This window comes from Rhizobium rhizoryzae (genome assembly GCF_011046895.1).
Classification (GTDB): domain Bacteria; phylum Pseudomonadota; class Alphaproteobacteria; order Rhizobiales; family Rhizobiaceae; genus Neorhizobium; species Neorhizobium rhizoryzae.
This window is the reverse complement of the sequence record NZ_CP049249.1, coordinates 308,245-329,411: the sequence shown is the minus strand read 5'-3', so window position 1 is coordinate 329,411 and position 21,167 is coordinate 308,245. Positions and strand designations below refer to the sequence as shown.

The 21,167-nt window shown below is 58.1% G+C and carries 18 protein-coding genes; 7 read left to right on the top strand and 11 right to left on the bottom strand.

Annotated features, from left to right (window positions below; translation table 11 throughout):
* Positions 1-12 precede the first annotated feature (12 nt).
* Together G6N80_RS02330 and phnN are read left to right on the top strand one after the other, a co-directional pair.
* Positions 13-1,149 (top strand): alpha-D-ribose 1-methylphosphonate 5-triphosphate diphosphatase, encoded by a 1,137-nt coding sequence (locus G6N80_RS02330; RefSeq protein ID WP_062556702.1) that lies wholly within the window; start codon positions 13-15, stop codon positions 1,147-1,149.
* Positions 1,149-1,742 carry a phosphonate metabolism protein/1,5-bisphosphokinase (PRPP-forming) PhnN gene (gene phnN, locus G6N80_RS02325; protein ID WP_165131009.1) on the top strand — a complete coding sequence of 198 codons (594 nt, stop codon included), beginning with the start codon at positions 1,149-1,151 and terminating at the stop codon, positions 1,740-1,742. Before G6N80_RS02330 ends, phnN begins: the two co-directional genes overlap by 1 nt.
* Here phnN and G6N80_RS02320 read toward each other — a convergent pair.
* The 7 genes from G6N80_RS02320 to G6N80_RS02290 all read right to left on the bottom strand — a co-directional run bounded on the left by G6N80_RS02320 (position 1,729) and on the right by G6N80_RS02290 (position 11,605).
* Positions 1,729-2,769, bottom strand: coding sequence for a zinc-dependent alcohol dehydrogenase family protein (locus G6N80_RS02320; RefSeq protein WP_165131007.1), 1,041 nt, complete (start codon positions 2,767-2,769; stop codon positions 1,729-1,731). The genes phnN and G6N80_RS02320 overlap by 14 nt on opposite strands.
* Positions 2,770-2,864: 95 nt before the next feature.
* Positions 2,865-4,376: a glycerol-3-phosphate dehydrogenase gene (gene glpD / locus G6N80_RS02315; protein WP_165131005.1), complete on the bottom strand. Its 1,512-nt coding sequence runs from the start codon at positions 4,374-4,376 to the stop codon at positions 2,865-2,867.
* A gap of 107 nt (positions 4,377-4,483) precedes the next feature.
* Positions 4,484-5,248 (bottom strand): DeoR/GlpR family DNA-binding transcription regulator, encoded by a 765-nt coding sequence (locus G6N80_RS02310; RefSeq protein ID WP_165131003.1) that lies wholly within the window; start codon positions 5,246-5,248, stop codon positions 4,484-4,486.
* Between the two features lie 118 nt (positions 5,249-5,366).
* A complete protein-coding gene (locus tag G6N80_RS02305) occupies positions 5,367-6,800 on the bottom strand; it encodes an NAD(P)(+) transhydrogenase (Re/Si-specific) subunit beta (protein WP_165131001.1) in 1,434 nt (477 codons plus the stop codon).
* Positions 6,801-6,816: 16 nt separating this feature from the next.
* Positions 6,817-8,391, bottom strand: coding sequence for a Re/Si-specific NAD(P)(+) transhydrogenase subunit alpha (locus G6N80_RS02300; RefSeq protein ID WP_062556708.1), 1,575 nt, complete (start codon positions 8,389-8,391; stop codon positions 6,817-6,819).
* 216 nt (positions 8,392-8,607) lie between these two features.
* Positions 8,608-10,056 (bottom strand): aldehyde dehydrogenase, encoded by a 1,449-nt coding sequence (locus G6N80_RS02295; RefSeq protein WP_165130999.1) that lies wholly within the window; start codon positions 10,054-10,056, stop codon positions 8,608-8,610.
* A 43-nt stretch (positions 10,057-10,099) separates the two neighbouring features.
* Positions 10,100-11,605, bottom strand: a complete 1,506-nt coding sequence (locus G6N80_RS02290; protein ID WP_165130997.1) for an aldehyde dehydrogenase — start codon at positions 11,603-11,605, stop codon at positions 10,100-10,102.
* Positions 11,606-11,720: 115 nt separating this feature from the next.
* On the opposite strand from G6N80_RS02290, the gene G6N80_RS02285 reads away from it, so the two are divergent.
* The gene (locus G6N80_RS02285; protein ID WP_165130995.1) at positions 11,721-12,596 is read left to right on the top strand and encodes a helix-turn-helix domain-containing protein; all 876 of its coding nucleotides are present in this window, start codon (positions 11,721-11,723) and stop codon (positions 12,594-12,596) included.
* Between the two features lie 3 nt (positions 12,597-12,599).
* Here the strand turns inward: G6N80_RS02285 and G6N80_RS02280 are convergent, their stop codons facing one another.
* From G6N80_RS02280 to G6N80_RS02265, 4 genes are read right to left on the bottom strand one after another with little or no spacing between them, the layout of a single operon-like run.
* Positions 12,600-13,520, bottom strand: coding sequence for an ROK family protein (locus tag G6N80_RS02280; protein WP_165130993.1), 921 nt, complete (start codon positions 13,518-13,520; stop codon positions 12,600-12,602).
* Positions 13,517-14,701, bottom strand: a complete 1,185-nt coding sequence (gene nagA / locus G6N80_RS02275; protein WP_165130991.1) for an N-acetylglucosamine-6-phosphate deacetylase — start codon at positions 14,699-14,701, stop codon at positions 13,517-13,519. The genes G6N80_RS02280 and nagA overlap by 4 nt, the downstream gene beginning before the upstream one ends.
* Positions 14,698-15,720, bottom strand: coding sequence for an SIS domain-containing protein (locus G6N80_RS02270; RefSeq protein ID WP_165130989.1), 1,023 nt, complete (start codon positions 15,718-15,720; stop codon positions 14,698-14,700). The genes nagA and G6N80_RS02270 overlap by 4 nt, the downstream gene beginning before the upstream one ends.
* Before the next feature lie 27 nt (positions 15,721-15,747).
* Complete coding sequence (locus G6N80_RS02265; RefSeq protein WP_165130987.1) at positions 15,748-16,500, bottom strand: GntR family transcriptional regulator; 753 nt, start codon at positions 16,498-16,500, stop codon at positions 15,748-15,750.
* A gap of 430 nt (positions 16,501-16,930) precedes the next feature.
* Here G6N80_RS02265 and G6N80_RS02260 point away from each other — a divergent pair, with 430 nt between their 5' ends.
* The 4 genes from G6N80_RS02260 (at position 16,931) to G6N80_RS02245 (ending at position 21,121) form a co-directional block, all read left to right on the top strand.
* Positions 16,931-18,109: a Gfo/Idh/MocA family protein gene (locus G6N80_RS02260; protein ID WP_062556716.1), complete on the top strand. Its 1,179-nt coding sequence runs from the start codon at positions 16,931-16,933 to the stop codon at positions 18,107-18,109.
* An 11-nt stretch (positions 18,110-18,120) separates the two neighbouring features.
* Positions 18,121-19,005, top strand: coding sequence for a carbohydrate ABC transporter permease (locus G6N80_RS02255; RefSeq protein ID WP_062556917.1), 885 nt, complete (start codon positions 18,121-18,123; stop codon positions 19,003-19,005).
* Positions 19,002-19,862, top strand: coding sequence for a carbohydrate ABC transporter permease (locus G6N80_RS02250; RefSeq protein ID WP_165130985.1), 861 nt, complete (start codon positions 19,002-19,004; stop codon positions 19,860-19,862). The genes G6N80_RS02255 and G6N80_RS02250 overlap by 4 nt, the downstream gene beginning before the upstream one ends.
* A gap of 62 nt (positions 19,863-19,924) precedes the next feature.
* The gene (locus G6N80_RS02245; RefSeq protein WP_183898040.1) at positions 19,925-21,121 is read left to right on the top strand and encodes an ABC transporter substrate-binding protein; all 1,197 of its coding nucleotides are present in this window, start codon (positions 19,925-19,927) and stop codon (positions 21,119-21,121) included.
* Positions 21,122-21,167: the final 46 nt, after the last annotated feature.

The window sequence follows — 21,167 nt, the reverse complement described above, 5'->3', positions numbered from 1 at the left end:
AAGGTCAAATTCATGTCTGAAACCGTTTTCACCAACGCCCGTATCGTTCTCGAAGATCGCGTCCTGAACGGCTCTCTTCGCGTCCGGGATGGGAAAATCCTTGAAATCGACGACCAGCCAAGCCAGATCGGGGAAGATCTGGAAGGTGACTATCTGATCCCCGGCCTAGTGGAGCTGCACACGGACCATCTTGAAACGCATTATTCGCCCCGTCCCGGCGTTCGCTGGCATACGACGTCAGCCATTCAGGCGCATGATGCACAAGTGGTGACATCCGGAATTACGACCGTGTTCGACTGCCTGCGCATGGGCTCCGATGAAGACGGCGGCTTCGAGCAGGGCGAAATGCGCGAACTCGCAACAGCCATTCAGCAGGCCCAGAAAGATGAGCGCCTGCGCGCCGACCATCTGTTTCACCTGCGTTGCGAGGTATCCTCCAACAATGTTCTGGAGCACTTCGCAGATTTTGCAGAAGACGATTTCGTGCGCCTCGTCTCGCTGATGGATCACGCGCCCGGACAGCGCCAGTTCCAGTCAATGGATCAATACATCCTCTATTACAAATCAAAGCGCGGTCTGACCGATGCGGAGTTTGCGGAGTTTGTGGCGCGACGGGTTGCTCTGTCAGAGCGTTACGCAGCGCCGCATCGCCTGGCACTCGTCGAACAGTGCCGTGAACGCGGCATAACCATTGCGAGCCACGACGATACGACGCTGGACCATGTGGACGAGGCAATTGAACACGGCGTACGCCTTGCGGAGTTTCCGACCAGCCTTGAGGCAGCCGAAGCATCGCACAAGGCTGGCATGAGCGTGTTGATGGGGGCACCGAACATCGTGCGCGGCAAATCCCATTCCGGCAATATTGCAGCCAAGGAATTGGCGCATCTTGGCGTACTGGACGTTCTGTCTTCCGATTACGTACCGCTCAGCCTGCTTCACGCCCCGTTCATTCTGGCCGATGAAATTGAAACGATTTCTCTGCCGCAGGCGCTTGCCATGGTAACATCTACGCCAGCACGCACGGTTGGGCTTGATGATCGCGGTCGAATTGCCGAAGGGTTGCGTTCAGACCTCGTGCGGGTTCGCAGACACGAAGGCGTACCGGTGGTGCGGTCTGTATGGCGTGAAGGAAAGCGGGTAGCCTGATGGTTTTGAGTGGCGCGAACACGGCCGGCGCTTTGCTGGCAGTCGTTGGTCCAAGTGGCGTTGGCAAGGATAGCCTGATCAATGCTCTTCGAGACCGCTTGCATGCGGACGCACGCGTTCATTTCGTACGACGCGTGATCACAAGACCGGCGGATACGGGCGGTGAAGACCATGAGGCCGTAACCGTTTCCGAGTTCGAAAGGCTCTCAGCCGCAGACGCATTTGCCGTCCATTGGCAAGCACACGGCCTGTCCTACGGAATTCTGCGCTCCGCCGCGGAAGCCTACAATGCGGGTCAGACGGTTATCGTCAACGGTTCTCGCGCCGCCCTGCCTCTATTTGCCGGATGCTTTACCAATACAATCGTGGTCAACATCACAGCCGACCCGGATGTGATCGCTCAACGGCTCGCATCTCGCGGACGAGAGGATGCCGAGCAGATTGCACAGCGCTTGAAACGAGGCTCAGATCTCTGCGTCCCCTGTCATCTGCCGGTTCACGATATCGACAACAGCCGCGATCTGGAGGCGGCTGTCGACGCATTTCTCAAACTGGTTCAGCGGTTGAACCTGAGATCAGTCAAAACCGCGTAATGACACTGATACCGGTGCCCTTGGCCTGATCGAGCGTGATCAGTTCCGGAATGGCCTCTTCGAGGCTGATCCGTCTCGAAATCATCTGCTGCGGCTTGACCTTGCCTGACAGGATCATGGCCATCATCGCATCGTAGCGCCAGGCCTGCATGCCATGGCTGCCGTAGATCTCCAACTCGTGGCCGATCACCTGCGCCATGGGGATCTTCGGCGTCGCATAATCATCCACCATGAGACCAACCTGAACGTGGCGGCCTCGACGGCGGAGGTTCTTGATGGAATTGAAGCAGGTGGTTGGATGGCCCAAGGCGTCGATGGACACATGTGCGCCACCCTTGGTGATCTCACGCACCGCTTCGACAACATCCGGTACATTTGCGGCATTGATGCAGGCAACAGCGCCGCACTGGCGCGCTGCTTCCAGCTTTTCTTCCGAGAGATCGATAGCGATCGGGTTGGCACCCAGAGCCGCTGCTATCATGATGGCAGACAATCCAACACCGCCGCAGCCGTGGACGGCAACCCAGTCCCCGGGTCCGGTGCGGGCCTGATCCACAACGGCACGAAAAGACGTGGCAAAGCGGCAGCCGAGGCTCGCCGCCGTTGCATCATCGACTTCTTCAGGCAGGTGTACGAGATTGGTATCGGCGTAGTCGATTCCGACGAGCTCAGCGAAGGAACCCCAATGCGTAAAACCGGGCTGGAACTGGCTTGGGCAAACCTGCTGATTGCCGGAATGGCATTCCGCGCAATGGCCACAGCCTGAGACGAATGGCACTGTCACGCGGTCACCCACCTTGAAGCGCATGACGCCCTTGCCGGTCGCCACGACCTTACCCGCCAGTTCGTGGCCCGGAACATGCGGCAGGTTAATATCGGAGTCATGGCCCTTCCACCCATGCCAGTCGCTGCGGCACAGACCGGTTGCCGCGACCTGCAAGACCACGCCTCCGAATGTCGGCTCCGGGTCCGGCACATTACGGATTTCCGGTGTTTGCCCGAACTTTTCGAAATACATGGCCTTCATGATCGTCTCCCGTTTGGAGGATCGGTTTAGCGACCAATCATGAAGGACTCAAGCATGCTGATTGATATGCGCCGCCCAATGCGGAGACGGCGGCCTTATTGAAGTCTGCCGCATTTTTCGATCATGTAGGTCTCAAGGTCCGCAACCTGTTCCGGCGTCAGGAAAAGGCCCTGCTTCGTGCGCCGCCACAGAACGTCTTCCGCGGTTCGCGCCCATTCCTTTTCGATGAGCCAACGTACTTCGCATTCATAGAGCGAACCGCCGAAATGGCGACCAAGGTCAGCCGGCACACCGGCAAGACCAACAATGTTACCTGCATCGGTGCCGTAGCATCGAACCAGACGTTCCGCATGGATCTTCTCCAGGAACGGAAAGCGGGAGCGAAGCTGCCGAACCTGCGCTTCGTATCCATCGACCGGAAAATCAGCGCCGGGAAGCCTGCTGCCCGCGGTCCAGGCCGGGCCCTTCAGTCCGATCTTCTCGCCGATCTTTTCAAGTGCATGTTCTGCCAGACGTCGATAGGTCGTTAGCTTGCCGCCGAAGACGTTAAGCAGCGGAGCATCTGTACCTTCGCCCTCGATTTTCAGCACGTAATCGCGTGTTGCCTCCTGCGCCTTCGATGCGCCATCGTCGAACAGCGGGCGAACAGCAGAATAGCTCCAGACGATATCCGATGGACGGACCGGCTCGGCGAAATACTCACTGGCCGCGTTGCACAGATACGTGATTTCTTCCGCACTAATACGAACGTCCTTCGGATCTTCCTTGTAGTCGCGATCTGTCGTCCCGATCAGCGTGAACTCGCCCTCGTAAGGGATCGCGAAGAAGATGCGATTATCCGGATTCTGGAAGAAGTAGGCGCGAGAATGGTTGAATTTCTTGCGGACGATGATGTGGGAGCCCTGCACAAGGCGAACATTGTGCGCATTGTTCTTGCCCATTACACCGTTCAGAACCTGATCGACCCAAGGCCCCGCAGCGTTGACCAACATGCGCGCCTGGATGGATGAGGTCTCGCCGGTTTCGGCATGTCGCAGCGTAACATTCCAGATGCCGCCGTCGCGGCGCGCCGAAACCACCTTCGCACGGTTGAAGATGCGGGCGCCACGATTGGCGGCGTCGCGTGCGTTCAGCACCACCATCCGGGCATCATCGACCCAGCCATCGGAATACTCGAAAGCGCGTCCAAAAATCGGCTTCAGCGCCTTGCCGGCCTCATCCTTCTTCAGGTCCAGCGTCTTCGTTGCAGGCAGGAGCTTTCGACCACCAAGGTGATCATACAGGAAAAGACCGAGCCGGATGAGCCAGGCCGGACGCACGCCGCCCTTCTGATAGGGCAGCACGAAACGCAAGGGCCAGATGACGTGCGGCGCCATGGCCCACAAGACTTCCCGCTCCATCAGCGCTTCGCGCACCAGACGAAATTCATAATGTTCGAGGTAACGCAGACCGCCGTGAATGAGCTTGGTTGCGCCAGAGGAAGTTCCGGACGCGAAGTCGTTCATCTCGGCAAGTCCAACGGAATAGCCGCGTCCGGCCGCGTCGCGTGCAATGCCGCAGCCGTTGATGCCACCACCGATGACGAAAAGATCCAGAACTTCGCTCACAACCCGTCTCCAAGATTTGTTGTTCGCACATGCGAAAACATCAATATTAAAATCGCATCCAAAACGAATGTCAAACGAAGATTAAGCGAACTAGTTCCGAAAGTTGCTTATCCTGTGGTTTCAATGAGCCGAACGTCGTTCTCCAGGCAGATTGTACGGATTCTCTCCAACGGACATTGATCCGTTATGAACGTGTGAACCTGGGATAGATGCCCTATGCGCACCGGCGCTGTCCGCTCGAACTTCGTTGCATCCGATACCAGGATCACATGACGTGCATTGGCAATGATGGCCTGAGCAACTTTCACTTCGCGAAAATCGAAATCGAGAAGTGCGCCATCTTCATCGATTGCAGACACGCCGATGACGGCGAAATCGACCTTGAATTGGCGAATGAAGTCAACCGCGGCCTCGCCCACAATGCCGCCGTCAGAGCCGCGAACGACGCCGCCTGCAATGACTACCTCGATCTGCGGAAAAATCCGCAAGCGATTGGCGACATTGATGTTATTCGTAATGACCATGAGGCCGTTGCGTTCGGTGAGCGCCTCGCCCACCGCCTCGGTGGTAGTGCCGATATTGATGAACAGGGACGAATTGTCCGGAATGAGCGCGGCGGCAGCGCGTCCGATATCCTGCTTTGCTCCTGACGCGATTGCCCTTCGGGCTTCGTATTCGACGTTTTCGTTGCCGCTCGGAAAAATGGCGCCGCCGTGGACCCGTGTGAGCGCGCGAGCATCGCAGAGATCGTTCAGATCCTTGCGAATGGTTTGAGGCGTGACCGAGAAACGCGCTGCGAGATCCTCCACGGAAACACGGCCTGCCGTCTTGGCCAATGCCACGATCTCTTCCTGACGGGGGGTGAGCAGCATTTTCGCTTCGCTTTCCTTTGTTTCATCTAGATGGAAAGCGAAGATTTATCACAAGTCAAGCGAAAGAGGCGGAGCCGTTGCCAGCTCCGCCTCCCAATTTGCGCCTGGTGGATGGATCTTATTTGATCATCGGCAGCAGTTCATTCACGGACTTCTTCGCATCACCGTAGAACATGCGGGTGTTCTCCTTGAAGAACAGCGGGTTCTCGATGCCGGAATAGCCGGTGCCCTGACCGCGCTTGGATACGAAGACCTGCTTGGCTTTCCAAACTTCCAGAACCGGCATGCCGGCGATGGGCGAATTCGGATCTTCCTGGGCCGCAGGATTGACGATGTCGTTCGAACCAATGACGATGACGACATCTGTGTTCGGGAAATCGTCGTTGATCTCGTCCATTTCCAGCACGATATCATAAGGCACCTTTGCTTCAGCCAGCAGCACGTTCATATGCCCCGGCAGACGGCCTGCAACAGGATGGATTGCGAAGCGTACTTCCTTGCCTGCCGCACGCAGCTTGCGGGTCAATTCGGAAACCGCACCCTGTGCTTGGGCAACCGCCATGCCATAACCCGGAACAATGATGACGCTATCGGCATCGTTCAGCGCGTTGGCCACGCCTTCCGCATCAATGGCAATCTGCTCGCCGCTGATTTCCATGGCAGGGCCAGTCGTTCCGCCGAAACCACCAAGGATGACCGATACGAACGAACGGTTCATGGCCTTGCACATGATGTAGGAGAGGATGGCACCAGATGAACCGACGAGCGCGCCGACAACGATCAGAAGGTCGTTGGAAAGCGAGAAGCCGATGGCCGCTGCCGCCCAGCCGGAATAGCTGTTGAGCATGGATACGACAACCGGCATATCGGCGCCGCCAATTCCCATGATGAGATGATAGCCGATGAAAAAGGCCAGAAGCGTCATCAGAAGCAGTGTCCAGATGCCCGCCCCGCCGACATAGAGAAACAGCAGGATGACAGACAGGATTGCAGCGCTTGCATTGAGCAGGTGACCGCCGGGAAGCTTGGTCGCCTTGCCATCCACTTTGCCCGCCAGCTTGCCGAAGGCGATGACCGAACCAGTGAAAGTGACCGCACCGATAAACACGCCGAGGAAGACTTCGACCTTCAGGATGACCTGCTCGACATGCGTTTTATGGGCAAGAATTGCGGCAAAGCCTTCCAGCGAATGGCGCGCCGTCTCGTCCATGGCCAGAACACGGCCAAGTTCGATATGCGCATTGAAGCCGATGAACACAGCCGCAAGACCGACCAGCGAGTGCATGGCCGCGACAAGCTGCGGCATTTCCGTCATCTGTACGCGTTGCGCCACGCCCCAGCCAATGGCGCCGCCCGCGGCAATCATGACCAGCGAAAGGAACCAGTTGCCAGCGCCTGGGCCATAAAGCGTGGCCAGAACGGCAAGCCCCATGCCGACAATGCCATACCAGACCGCGCGCTTGGCGCTTTCCTGGCCGGATAACCCGCCCAGGGACTGAATGAAGAGAACCGCCGCAACGACATAGGCGGCTGTTGTAAATCCGTATTCCATGTGGCTCCCCCTGCCCTCAAGACTTCTGGAACATGGCGAGCATGCGCCGGGTGACCATGAAGCCACCGAAGATGTTGATCCCCGCCATGAAGACGGAGAGTGCGGCCAGGATAATCACCAGAATGCTGCCCGAACCGATCTGCATCAGTGCGCCCAGGATGATGATCGATGAAATCGCGTTCGTGACCGCCATGAGCGGGGTATGCAGGGAATGCGACACATTCCAGATGACCTGGAAGCCGACATAGCAGGACAGCACAAAAACGATGAAGTGGCTCATGAAGCTGGCAGGCGCATAGAGCCCGGCCAGCAAAATGAGCGCACCGCTGACGGCAAGCAGGGTGAACTGGTTACGGGTCTGGGCCTTGAAAGCTGCAGCTTCCGCCGCACGCTTTTCCTCAGGCGTCAGTTCTTTCACCTTTTCCTTCGGCTTGGCCGCGGCAATCGCCTGGATCTTCGGCGGCGGTGGCGGATAGGTGATGGCACCCTCCTTCGTCACCGTTGCACCGCGGATCACGTCATCGTCCATGTTGTGGACGGGCACACCATCCTTCGCGGGCGTCAGATCCGTCATCATGTGGCGGATGTTCGTCGCATACAGCGTAGAAGCCTGCGTTGCCATGCGGCTGGGGAAATCCGTGTAGCCGATGACGGTCACGCCATTTGAAGACACGATCTTCTGGTCAGCCACAGTCAGATCGCAGTTGCCGCCGCGCTCTGCGGCTAGGTCCACGATCACCGAGCCCGGCTTCATGGCCGCGACCATGTCCTCCAGCCAAAGCTTTGGTGCATCGCGGCCAGGAATGAGGGCGGTCGTAATGACGATATCGATGTCGGGCGCGAGTTCGCGGAACTTCTTGAGCTGCGCCTCGCGAAATTCTGGCGAGGACGGTGCGGCATAGCCGCCCGTTGCGGCGCCATCCTGGGCAGGACCGGCGAAATCGAGGAAGACGAAATTTGCGCCCATGGATTCGATCTGCTCGGCCACTTCCGGACGAACGTCAAAGGCATAGGTGATCGCGCCAAGCGAAACCGAGGTGCCAACAGCAGCAAGACCTGCAACGCCCGCACCGATCACCAGCACCTTGGCGGGCGGGATCTTGCCTGCCGCCGTAACCTGACCAGTGAAGAAGCGGCCGAAATTGTTACCAGCCTCGATCACCGCGCGGTAACCGGCAATGTTTGCCATGGAGGACAGGGCATCCATCTTCTGTGCGCGGGAAATGCGCGGCACCATGTCCATGGCGATGACGTTCGCGCCCTTGGCATTGGCAGCCTCGAGAAGCTCCTTGTTCTGGGCGGGATAGAAGAACGAGATCAGCGTTTTGCCAGGCCCCAGAAGCTCCACTTCGGATTGCTCCGGCGGACGCACCTTGGCAATGAAATCCGCCGAGCCATAGAGAGCGGCGGCGCTCTCCAATACTGTCACCCCTGCCTTCGTATAGGCTTCGTCGGAAAAGCCGGCGGCTTTACCCGCGCCCGTCTCGATGAGGCATTCATATCCCAGCTTTTGAAGCTGAAGGGCGCTGTCAGGTGTCATTGCGACCCTGGCTTCGCCCGGAAAAATTTCTTTCGGAGAACCGATTTTCATCTCTATATCCCGCTCCCAGGTATCCGGCATAATCATGCCTGGATAAGTGCGTCTGCTATCAATCCCCACGCAGACTTTAACCGACCGTAAATTCCGGTCGAGAGATAGGCGTACACGTCACCAGCACCGCTGACTAGTCTGAGAAACGCCTCAGCGGTACGCCAAAGACCGATCGGTGCGATTTTCCACCGATCGGTAATTTAGTGTGATTTTTGATTAGAATGGGTAGTGCTGGTTCGGATCCTCAATGGTCACCCAGCGCAAGTCTGTGAACTCGGCAATGGCAGCCTTGCCACCGAAACGTCCATAGCCGGAGCTTTTCACGCCGCCGAATGGCATCTGGGCTTCGTCTGCCACCGTTGGACCGTTGATATGGCAGATACCCGCTTCCAGGCGAGAGGCCAGTTCCATCGCCCGCTTGATGTCGCGGCTGAAGATGGCCGAGGAGAGCCCGTATTCCGTTTCGTTGGCGATACGGATGGCTTCCTCTTCGCTGCTCACGCGAATCACGGGCTTCACCGGGCCGAAGCTCTCTTCATCGAAGGAGCGCATGCCGTCTTTCACATGGTCCAGCAGTGTTGCGGAAACCACGCTGCCCTCGATCTTGCCGCCTGCCGCGAGTGTTGCACCCTTTTCGACAGCGTCATCGATGAAGGCTTGCATCTTTTTGGCAGCATCCGGGTTGACCAGCGACCCCAGCACAACATGACCGCGCGGATCACCCGCTGGAAGCTGCGATGCGCGGGCGGAAAGCTTGGCGACGAATTCATCCGCCACCTTTTCATGTACGATCAGCCGCTCGGTCGACATGCAGATCTGGCCCATATTCATATAGCAGCCAAATACGGCGGCGTTGACGGCTGCATCGATATCCGCGTCTTCCAGAACGATCATCGGCGCTTTGCCGCCAAGCTCCAGCAGTGCTGGCTTTAGATGACGGCCGCAAAGCTCGCCAATAATCCGCCCAACCTTGGTCGAGCCCGTGAAGTTGACGCGACGGACCTCCGGTGCCGAAATCAACGCCTCGACGACCTGAGCCGCATCTTCCGGTGCGTTGGTAATGACGTTGATAACACCATCAGGAAGACCTGCTTCGACCAAGACCTCGCCGATCAAGACATGCATGCCGGGGCAGGCTTCTGAGGCCTTCAGAATAACAGTGTTGCCGCAGGCGATGGCCATGGCGACGGCACGGGTTCCCAGAATGACCGGCGCATTCCAGGGCGCGATGCCCACGCAAACGCCTGCCGCCTGACGCAGGGCCATAGATATGGTGCCGGGCTTGTTGGAGGGAATGACCTCGCCCTGGATCTGTGTGGTCATGCTGGCAGCTTCCCGCAGGATGCCAGCCGCAAGCATGGTGTTGAAGCCGCCCCAGCCCGCAGTGCCGCCAGTTTCCGTAATCATCAGTTCAATAAAACGGGGCGCATTGCTTTCCATGATATCGGCAGCCTTCAGAAGAAGCGCGCGGCGCTCGCCCGGGCCCGTGCGCGACCACGCCGGGAAAGCAGCCTGCGCGGCAGCGATGGCGGCCTTTACATCATCCAGACCGGATGCCGGAGCGCTGCTCGCTACTTGTCCGGTGAAGGGGTCAATACGGTCGAAACTCTTCCCGGATATCGCTCCTACCTTCTTGCCGCCGATAATCTGTTGAATTGCGTGCATGATCTTTCCTCCTGCGTTTGGGCTTTCGCCCGATGACTGTTTCTCAAAGGGGATAGTGTGCCGGCGTCTGATTGACGGTGATCCAGCGGAGTTCCGTGAATTCATCAACGGCACTTTTCCCGCCGATGCGGCCATAGCCCGAGCCGCGCATGCCGCCGAAAGGCATTGCAGGATCATCGGCAACAGTAGCCGAGTTGATGTGCAGAATTCCGGTTTCCACTTGCATTGCGACCCGCATGGCGCGCTTGATGTCGCGACTGAACACGGAACCCGACAATCCGTATTCGCAATCATTGGCGACACTTACGGCCTCGTCAGCGTCTGCAACGCGGATGATCGAGACAAGCGGACCGAAGCTTTCTTCTCGGTAAAGCCGCATCGAACTGTCGACGTGGTCAATTACCGTCGCGTCCATCAGGGAGCCGTAAGCCAAGCCGCCGCATCGGATCTTTGCTCCCCGTGCGCGGGCATCTTCAACAAGGGCGTTCAATCGAACCCCCGCTTCGGCTGAAATCAGAGAGCCCAATGCCATGTGATCCATCACGGGATCACCAGCCCGCAAGCGTTCTGCACGCTCCGTCAGACGTTCAACAAGCTCATCCGCGACCGTATCCTCGACAATGATCCGCTCGGTCGACATGCAGATCTGTCCTTGGTTAAAGAAGGCGCCAAAGCTTGCTGCCTTCGCAGCTTCTTCCAGGTCCGCATCCGCAAGGACGATCAAGGGAGCCTTGCCACCCAGTTCCAACAGGCAGCGCTTCAAGTATCTGGCCGCGATCTGCGCGATCGTCCGCCCCACGCGTGTGGAGCCCGTGAAATTGATACGGCGGACGACAGGATGCGCAATCAGGCTTTCCACGACGCGGGCTGCCTCGTCAGGTGAATTCGACAGAATGTTGAGAACGCCATCCGGCAGACCCGCGTCCTGCATGATGCTGCCCAGCATGCGCTGCGTCGCCGGGCAAAGTTCTGAACTTTTGAAGATAACAGTGTTACCCCATGCCAGCGCATAGGCAAAAGAACGCACTGCCAGCAGGATCGGGGCATTCCACGCTGCCATCGCGAGGCAAACGCCAGCCGGCTGCCGGATACTGAAGGACGTCTCAGCGCCTCGGGAGAGAAGCTGAAGATCAGGATCAACCTCTCCGGCCAGTTCCGCAGCCTCATGAAGAACTCTGGTAGCAAGCTCGACATTGAATGCGCACCACTGGCGGGTGGCACCTGTCTCCGCCATCATGACCTGCGCCAGCGGATCCGTCGATCTCACAAGTCGCTCGGCTGCGGCCAGCAGAATGTCGCGTCGTTGTGATGACGCGGTCCGGGACCAATCCCCGAAGGCTCTTGCCGCAGCAACTGCCGCCGCTTCGACATCGTCAGGCGTGGCAGACGCCGCGGCAGTGACGGGGGCGGCAGATAACGGACCCGAGCGAAGGAAACAGGCATCAGGAGATATCTGCGGCGACTTGCCACCAATCAGCAGCGGCGCGACGAAACGAACCGCCTCAGCAGCGTTTTGCGGCTCCCCGACAGTGCTCTGATACTCGGCCATTGCCGCCTCCTCCCAAAGGCTCACATCACATTACGGGGAATATTCGGTGACTGAATACCAATTTCCGGTCAGTTCTTGTATATTTCTGGCGAATACGCATCTCCCGGGAGAAAAAATGGATATGGGTCAGGTCACGGTCGATGTTCTGATGCCGGCACTTTCCAACCGCGTCGTGATTGTGAACCGCCAGGACCGGTCAGATCAGGTGGCTTTAGTGCTGCTTCAAACCGGCTCCGTCAGAAGACAGGAGCTGGATGAAGACGAGGAAATTGTTGCGCCTGCTCTTTGGATATATTCTGCAGGCCGTGGAGCGCGCCTGGCTCTGGTCGCCGGAAGCCGCGCCTTCGTTCTGAAAATTCCGTCGTCGCTGGCCGTTGACATTTTTCCGACTGATCCGGAAGGGCTCGCCTGTCGAGCCTGCCTCGAAAAGTCGATGCAACTTTCCCTCTCGACACAGGCCGCTGAAAACCTGTCGCGTCGCTGCCAGGAACTCTCGCAGGAACTGGGCAGGGAGATGGGAGGATCGTGGCTCATGATCTCTGCGCTTCTACAACTGATCGTCGTTACCATCTGGCGCGAAGTCGGCGGCGACCTGAACGGGATCCAGCAGACCGGCGTTGTGGCATTGCTTCAGCGATTTCGAAATCTTGTCGAACAGGAGTTCCGTCACCAGAGGCCAGTCAGTTTCTATGCTGGCCAATTGGGTGTATCGCCGGACAGGCTGCACGCGATCTGCACACGTGAGCTCCGCCGCTCCCCGCTGGCCTTGATCCATGAACGACTGTTTCAGGAGGCACGCATCAGGCTGGAACGATCAAACGCCTCGGTGCAAAGCATTTCCGCGACGCTGAACTTCAAGGATCCTGCGCATTTCAGCAGGTTCTTTAAAAACAGTTGCGGCCAGTCGCCATCAGCCTTCAGAGATGCAGCGAGGGCCGCCGACCGCATGCAATCAGCCGCAGCCAGTCTGGAATATCACGATTGGCCGTAACGCCTATGTTGCCAGCGCCCTGACAGAATTCAAGCCAAGAATTGCTGCACCAATCAGGCCCGGTTCGATCTTACATTGTGCGGGAACGACAAGCGGACGCTGAAACTTTCGCAAGATGCGGGCGCGGACGGCGCGATCAATAGCTTCGATCAAGGCGATCGAATTCGACAGACCGCCGCCTACCGGGATGATTGTCGTGCCGGTGACATTGGCGACAAGCGCCAGCGGCCCTGCCAGCACATCGAGGTAAACATCGATTGTGCGGGAGGCGCGCACCTGCTGCGCTTGCCAGTTCGCGACAATGCTCTCGCTGGACAGGTCTTCATCATGCAGATGCCTGTGCAGTTTTTCCATGCCGCGCGCACTGCAAATCGCATCGATACAGCCGCTGAGCCCACAACCGCAGGCAAATCGGGGCAGATGAACGGGAGGGTTGCCTGCGTCCGTTGCCGCCACAGGTCCGTGGCCCCATTCGCCAGCAAAGCCACCTTCGCGGTTGATCAGCTGTCCATCAACAACCAGCCCACCACCCACGCCGGTGCCGAGAATGACGCCAAAAACCACGCGGTGACCCTTGCCGGCTCCAATGCCCGCTTCCGCCAGCACGAAACAATCCGCATCATTGGCAACAAGAACCGGCAAGCCGAGTGCGGCTTCCAGATCCTGTCCCAGGCGGCGTCCGTGAATACAAGGCACGTTGGCAACCACTGCTCGCCCAGTTTCCGGGTCAATGATGCCCGCAATGGAGAGCGCAACGCACTCAGGCTGTTCGTCGCTGAGGGCGATGACGGACTTGAGAACGGCTACGAAGGCATCAAAATCATGGATGGGCGTCGCCTGCCTTGGCACGGGCCGAATATCCTCCGCAGAGAAGGCAAGCGCGCCCTTGATTGCCGTCCCTCCGATATCGAAACAGACAATCATGGAGCCACCACTTCGATTGCATTCGCGCCGCCAGAGACGAGAGACCCGTCGATCCACGTCGAGTGCCAACCCAGGTCACGATCCAGAATGACAAAATCCGCGTCAAAACCCGGCCGCAGCTGTCCCTTGTTGATGAGCCCCAAGGCTTCTGCCGGATAACGGGCCGCCATGCGCAATGCCTCAACAAGCGGCAGGCCAAGCGTGAGATGCGTATAACGGACACAGGAAAGCATATCGATATCCGCTCCTGCCAGCGTGCCATCCGCCAGTGTCAGGCGTCCACCATTGCGATAGATCCGGCGCCCATTGAGTTCAAATCCATCATCATCGGTGCCGATGGTCGACATGGAATCGGTGACGAGAAAGATGTGAGACGGCCCGCCCTTGCCGCGAATAGCGACCCGCATCGAGACCGGGTCGACATGAAATCCGTCGGCAATCAGGCCACAGGACAAACGCCCATCGTCCAGAGCGATACCGACAAGTCCTGGCTCACGATTTCCCATCTGGCTCATGGCGTTGAACAGGTGGGTAACCATCGACGCCCCGGCCTCGACATAAGGGGCAATCGCATGCGCCTGTGCATCTGTGTGGCCCAGGCTGACGATGTAGCCGGCCTGCACCAATGAGCGGACCTGGTCGCTGGTGACGCTCTCGGGCGCAATGGTTGTGATCGCCTGCCCGAAAGCGCCACGGGCTTCGACCAGTACGGACAGATCATCCGGCTGCATGGGGCGGATCAGCGCCGGATCATGGGTGCCCTTTCTGGCGTGTGAGAGATGTGGCCCTTCAAGATGAAGGCCGAGATAACCCGGCACCTGCTGTTCGAACGCAGCCTTTCCAGCCGTCAAAGCCTGATCGCGAACTTCAGGCGTATCGGTAATCAGGGTGACCATGACGGAGGTTGTGCCATAGGCGGCGTGAGCCTTGCAGATGGTCTCGATACCGGCCACGTCCGGTTGATTGTTGAAAAGCACGCCGCCGCCGCCATTGACCTGAAGATCGACAAATCCCGGTGCCAGCAGGCGATCTCCCGCCTGACGCAAAACGAAGCCATCCGGCACATCCGATTGCGGCACGATGTCAGTCACGGTTCCGCCCTCGATCAGCAAGGCATGATCGTGAAAGAGAGCTTCACCATCGAAAATACGCTGGCAGGCGACGGCAAGCGACTGTTTCATCGGGTTTCCGTCACCTTCTGAAGGGCCGCGGGCTTATCCGGGTTGAAGCCGCGCTGGCGGGATAGCTGCTCAACCATGCCGTAATACGGGATAATAAGGCACAAGGCATCCGTCAGGTGATTACCCGTGGTTACGAAAGGCAATTGCGCCGCACCGCTTGCAAGACGTGTGGTAACGAAGGTCTTCGCATTCTTGGCAACCAGCTTGGACGCCGTTTCCGCAATCGATGCTTCGGCAGCGTCGCGCGCGGCAAAAGCGATCACGGGAAATGCAGGCGCGACCAGCGACACCGGTCCGTGCAGAACTTCCGCAGACGAATAGGCTTCTGCATGCAATTCGCACGTTTCCTTGCATTTCAACGCCGCTTCAGAGGCGATGGCAAGCGAGGGGCCGCGACCCAGCATATAGAGGGACTCAGCCGATGCGAGAGGATCGAGAATCGCGCTCCAATCCAGTTTCAACGCAGCCTCGAAATGCGCTGGAAGAGCCGTCACCGCGTCGATAAGTGCGGCATCGTTCTTCCAGTGGGCGATGATTGCAAGACCGGCCACGATGGAGTTGACGAAGGACTTCGTCGCGGCCACGGCAAGCTCCGGCCCCGCCGCGATATCGACAGCGACCGTCGCCGCCTGGCTGAGTGGGGATGGCACCGTATTGGCCAAGGCAATCGTCAATGCGCCCCCTTCAACCGCCGTCTTCGTCAAGGCCACGATATCCGGACTTGCGCCCGACTGTGACACGGCAATTGCGGCGCCACGCGACAGCTTCAAAGGTGACTGGTAAATGGAGGCCAGTGATGGGCCAACGGAGGCAACCGGGATACCGAGTTCCAACTCGATCGCATATTTCAGAAAGTGGGCTGCATGGTCGGACGAACCGCGGGCAATGGTGACAACCACCGCAGGATCGCGCACCCTCAGTGCTTTACCAGCATCTGCCAGAACGGCAGCCTGTTCACTCAGCAGCCGTGCGGCTACCGCCGGGATCTGATCGATCTCCTGTCGCATAATCGATGTCATGATTGGCCTTTCAATTCCTGCGCGCCTTCAGGCGCCGATCGTAAGTTCTGCGACGAGATCGTAAGCGTCGCTGCGATAAAGGGCGGTCGAGACTTCCATCACCCGACCTGAGTCAAGATAAGCGATACGCTGAACGCTGAGGGCAGCCGAACCGGTAGGTACGCCCAGCAATTCCGTTTCCTCTTCCTTCAGAAGTACCGCCGAAATACGCTGGTTTGCCCGAACCGGCTGGATGCGGCGCCCGGACAGTGCCTGGTATAGCGAGTTTTCGACAGCATCTGGATCCGGGAGAATGTCGTCCGGAAGACTTGTGCGCTCCAGAGCAATCGGCATGTCGTTGGCCGTACGCAGGCGCACCAGGCGCGCAACACGGGCGTTACCACTTAGTCCGAGCGTCATGGTCTCCTCCGGAGTCGGATGAAACAGACCTCGATCCAGCCAGCGCGAACCCGCTGTCATGCCTCGCCTGCGCATGTCTTCCGAGAATGACGTCAGTCGCGTCAGCGATTGCTGCATGCGAGGAACCGGCTTGCTGACGAAGGTGCCAGAGCCACGTCTGCGCACGAGAAGCCCCTGATCAACGAGATCGTCGATGGCCTTGCGCACAGTGACACGTGAAATCGCCGCTGCATCCGCGATATCACGCTCGGCCGGCAAGGCATCGCCATGCTTCAAACGACCATCCTTCATGGCCTGTTCGATCATATTCTTGAGCTTGACGTAGAGCGGCCCGCCGCTTGCTGCCTGCAATTGCTCAAGAGGCAAAGCCACCTCGTTCAAAAACCCCTCCTGGTGCGGCGCGCAAGAGCGAGAGCCTGCGACCGCGTTAGATGCGCCACGAAAATCGGGTGGACAATACCAATAAAATTCCAAATAGGCAATTGGTTCTATCTGCAGCAAAGAGAGAAACTGGAGTCGCGATCCTATCACCCTCTTTTTAAATGATTTTTTCTACAGCAAATGCAAAAATTCTTAAACAGCAAAGATTCATCTAGACGATTGGACTGTTTTTGGTATTAAATGTTAACAAAAAGTTGGATGAGCGGAACAGTTGTCGGAGAACCGGGCGGACGATCCTCAAGAAATATCGCAACAGGTGAGTTCTGAAAATGAATTTCATGAAAACGATATTTCTCGGATTTTCGGTTGACGAAATCGCTTCCGTAAAACAATCTGTGAAAAATAATTACGCAGTGGGGAATTGACCATCATGAAGGTCGCAATCATCGGGCTGGGCTTCCGCCTCGGATATCTTGGCCAGGTTTTCAAGCAGATGGACCCGGATTTCGAAATCGTCGGCTATGTGGATCCGGCGCCTGCCGGCATGGAACGTCTTAACGAAGCTGGTATTTCGCCTGGTCGGTCCTATGAAACGCCGCAGCAATTGATTGAGAGCGAAACTTTCGATCTCCTGATGATCGGTTCTCCAAACCATTTGCACCTCGAACATATCCGCATCGGACTCGAAGCAGGCCTTACGGTCTTTACCGAAAAGCCGATCGTCGTTTCGATCGAAGAGAGCTATGCTTTGGCCGCGCTTCTGCAAAAGCACGGCCACGACCGCCTGCTGGTTGGTCTCGTTCTGCGATACTCGCCGCTCTATAAGGATCTGAGGCAGGCGCAGGCGGACGGTCTGCTGGGCGATGTTGTGTCCATCGAGGCGTCCGAGCACATTGCGCCCTATCACGGTGCCTTCTTCATGCGCGACTGGCGACGCTACAGCCGTTACGCCGGCAGCTTCATGCTCGAAAAGTGCTGCCATGACCTCGATCTGTACAACGGCGTCGTTGGCGCGCGGCCTCGTTTCGTGGCAAGCTTCGGCGGCCGCAAGAGCTTTACGCCGGAGAATGCTCCAGAAAACACCGGCGTCAACGATTTGCATGTCTATCACCGCAAGCCGAGCGGCTGGCTGGGTTCCGACAAGGTCTTCGACAGCGACGGCGATATCATCGATTACCAGACCGCGATCGTCGAATACGAGAACGGCGCTTCGATGACGTTCCATACGAATCTCAACGTGCCGGATGAATTCCGCCGTTTCTGCGTGATCGGCTCGAAGGGCATGGCCGAAGGTGATTTCGTTCGCGGCTTCATGGATGTGCATGACGCGCATTCGAGCGAGAAGCGTGTTGCGAACCGCTACCAGGCGCCCTCGCTGACCTCCCATCACTACGGCGCGGATGAGCAGATGGCGGCCGATGTGTTCGCGCATATCACCAAAGGCACGCCGCTTCCCGTTTCAGCTCTGGATGCGATCGAGGCGGGCATTCTTGCGCTGGCCATGGATGAAGCGCGCAACGGACGCAAGGTCGTGGACCTTGCACCCGTATGGCGTCAGTATGACGCTTGCCTGCATGGCTCAGGATCAGCCCAGGCAAAGTCTGCGTGATGGGGGTCGCCATGGATGCCCGCAAAAGCGCCGTCATCTTTGCCTGGCTGCTGCTCGCTCCGGCACTGCTCTACGTCCTGACCATCGTCGCCTATCCGCTCGTAGACACGTTCATCCTGTCCTTCACGGATGCATCGCTAAAGCGGACGACCGAATGGGTTGGCTGGGCGAATTATGAGAAGATTTTCAACGCGAGTTTCGCTGAAGTCATCATCCGCACCTTCGTCTGGACCTTCTTCTCTGTCGCGATCAAGATGATCATCGGCACCTTCGGCGCAACAATGCTGAACGCTGCCGTGCCCGGCCGCGCGCTGTTTCGCGTTTTGACCATGCCGCCTTGGATCGTGCCGATGGCAATCGGCATTTTCATGTGGGGCTGGATGTATAACGGCCAGTTCGGCATGATTTCCGGCATGCTGCAGCGTGCCGGCTTGACGGATGGCCCCATCGCCTTCCTGGCGCAGGGTTCGACAGCCTTCTGGGCAACGATCATTACCGACGTGTGGATCGGTGTGCCGATGGTCACCCTCTATATGCTGGCCGCCATGCAGGCGATCCCGCAGGATCTTTACGAAGCAGCATGGACCGATGGCGCGGGACGTTTCTACCGCTTCCGCCGCATCACCCTGCCGCTCCTGGTGCCATCGATGATTACCATGTCGATGCTTTCCCTGATCGCCACGTTCAACTCGTTCGATATCATCTGGATCCTGACCCAGGGTGGGCCGAACGGCGAAACGACGACCATGATCATCGACACCTACCGGACCGCAATCGGCTCCAAGAAATATGGCGAAGGCGCTGCACGCGCGGTTCTGATCTGCATCTTCCTGTCGATCTTCTGCCTTTGCTACTTCCGCGTCACCAGCCGTCTCGCATCAGGAGAGAAGCAATGAGAGAGCCTCCTCAGCTTATCAACCGCTATCGCTGGTATGAGATCATTGGCATCTATTGCGGCATCGGTGTGTTTCTCACCTTCGTGCTCGCTCCCTTCGTCGAGGGGTTCCTTGTCTCGTTGAAGCCCTTGAGCCAGTTGTTCTCCTCGCCTTACCGCTTCATTCCGGAGAACGGCTCCTTCCGCGCCTATGTCACCATGTGGGAGAGCGTGCCCGGCTTTGGCCGCTACATCTTCAACTCGTTCTTCATCTCCACAATCGTTACCGCGGTCGTGCTTTGCATGGTCGTGCCCGCGGCCTATGCCTTCGCACGGTTCGAGTTCAAGGGGCGCGGCACGCTTCTGGGCGCCTTCCTCGCCGTCAATATGTTCTCCGGCGCGGTGCTTCTCATTCCACTGTTTCGCCTGATGCGCACGCTCGGGGTTCTGAACACCTATTTCGCCATGATCGTTCCGGGCGTTGCCTTTCTGATCCCCTCGGCGATCTGGCTTCTGCGAACCTATATGATGCGCATTCCCAAAGAGTTGGATGAAGCCGCCTATGTTGATGGTGCGAGCCATTTCTACACGCTGCGCCGTGTAATCCTGCCGATTGCCATGCCCGGCATCACGGTCGTCGCGATCACCACCTTCATCGGCTCCTATGCGCAGCAGTTCATCTTCGCCCTGACGTTCAACGCCAAGAGCGAATACATGCCTCTTCCGGTCGGGCTTTACGCCTATTTCGGCCGTCAGGAAGTCATCTGGAACGAGTTGATGGCCGCGAGCTTCGTCGGCATCGCGCCTGCCATGATCGTGATCTTCTTCCTGCAACGCTATCTCGTCAGCGGCCTGACCGCAGGCGCGGTGAAACAATAAAACAACCACCAGAGAATGGGAGACTAACCGTGAGCATAACAGTAAAGACTGGGCTTTACGCAATGGCGCTGGCCGCGTCTACAGCGCTTGGCACGCTTGCCGCACAGGCCGCCGACAAGGAAATTTCCTGGATCTATTGCGGCGACAAGATCGACCCGATCCATGAAAAATACATCAAGGAATGGGAAGGCAAGAACGCAGGCTGGAAGATCAAGGCTGAAGTCGTCGGCTGGGCGCAGTGCCAGGACAAGGCCACCACGCTTGCAGCAGCCGGCACGCCGGTTGGCATGGCCTATGTCGGTTCGCGCACTCTGAAGGAATTCGCCGAGAACGACCTCATCGTTCCGGTTCCGATGACGGACGCCGAAAAGAAGAGCTATTACCCCAACATCGTTGACACCGTTACCTTCGACAACAACCAGTGGGGCGTACCGATCGCCTTCTCGACCAAGGCGCTTTACTGGAACAAGGACCTGTTCAAAAAGGCTGGCCTTGACCCTGAAACGCCGCCGAAGACCTGGGCTGAAGAGATCGCTTTCGCCAAGCAGATCAAGGAAAAGACAGGCATTGCCGGTTACGGCCTGCCAGCCAAGACCTTCGACAACACGATGCACCAGTTCATGCACTGGGTTTATACCAACAACGGCAAAATGCTCGATGGCGACAAGGTCGTGGCCAACAGCCCGGAAGTTCTGGCCGCCCTGCAGGCCTATAAGGACATCACGCCCTACTCCGTTGAAGGTGCAACCGCTTACGAGCAGAACGAAATTCGCGCCATCTTCCTCGATGGCAAGGTCGGCATGATACAGGCCGGTTCGGGCGCCGCATCGCGTCTCAAGAAGACCAGCATCAACTGGGGCATTTCAACTCTTCCATCCGGCCCATCCGCCAAGGGTCCAGGCACGCTCCTGATCACCGATAGCCTTGCCATCTTCAAGGGCACCGGCGTCGAAGAAAAGGCGACCGAATTTGCCAAATTCATCACCTCCCCCGGCCCGCAGGGTGAGTACGAACTTCAGGGCGATGCCGGTCTGACGCCACTTCGTCCTTCCCCGAAAGTGGATGAATTCGTTCAGAAGGACCCCTTCTGGAAGCCACTCATCGAGGGCATCAATTACGGCGGCCCGGAGCCACTCTTCAAGGATTACAAGGGCTTCCAGAACGTTGTGATCGAGATGGTGCAGTCGGTGGTCACCGGCAAGGCTGAGCCTGCCGCAGCTCTGAAAAAGGCGGCTGCCGACATGGAGCAGTACAAGTAACAACCGGGTTCAGGGCGCGGTCAACTTTTTCGCCGCGCCCAGCCAC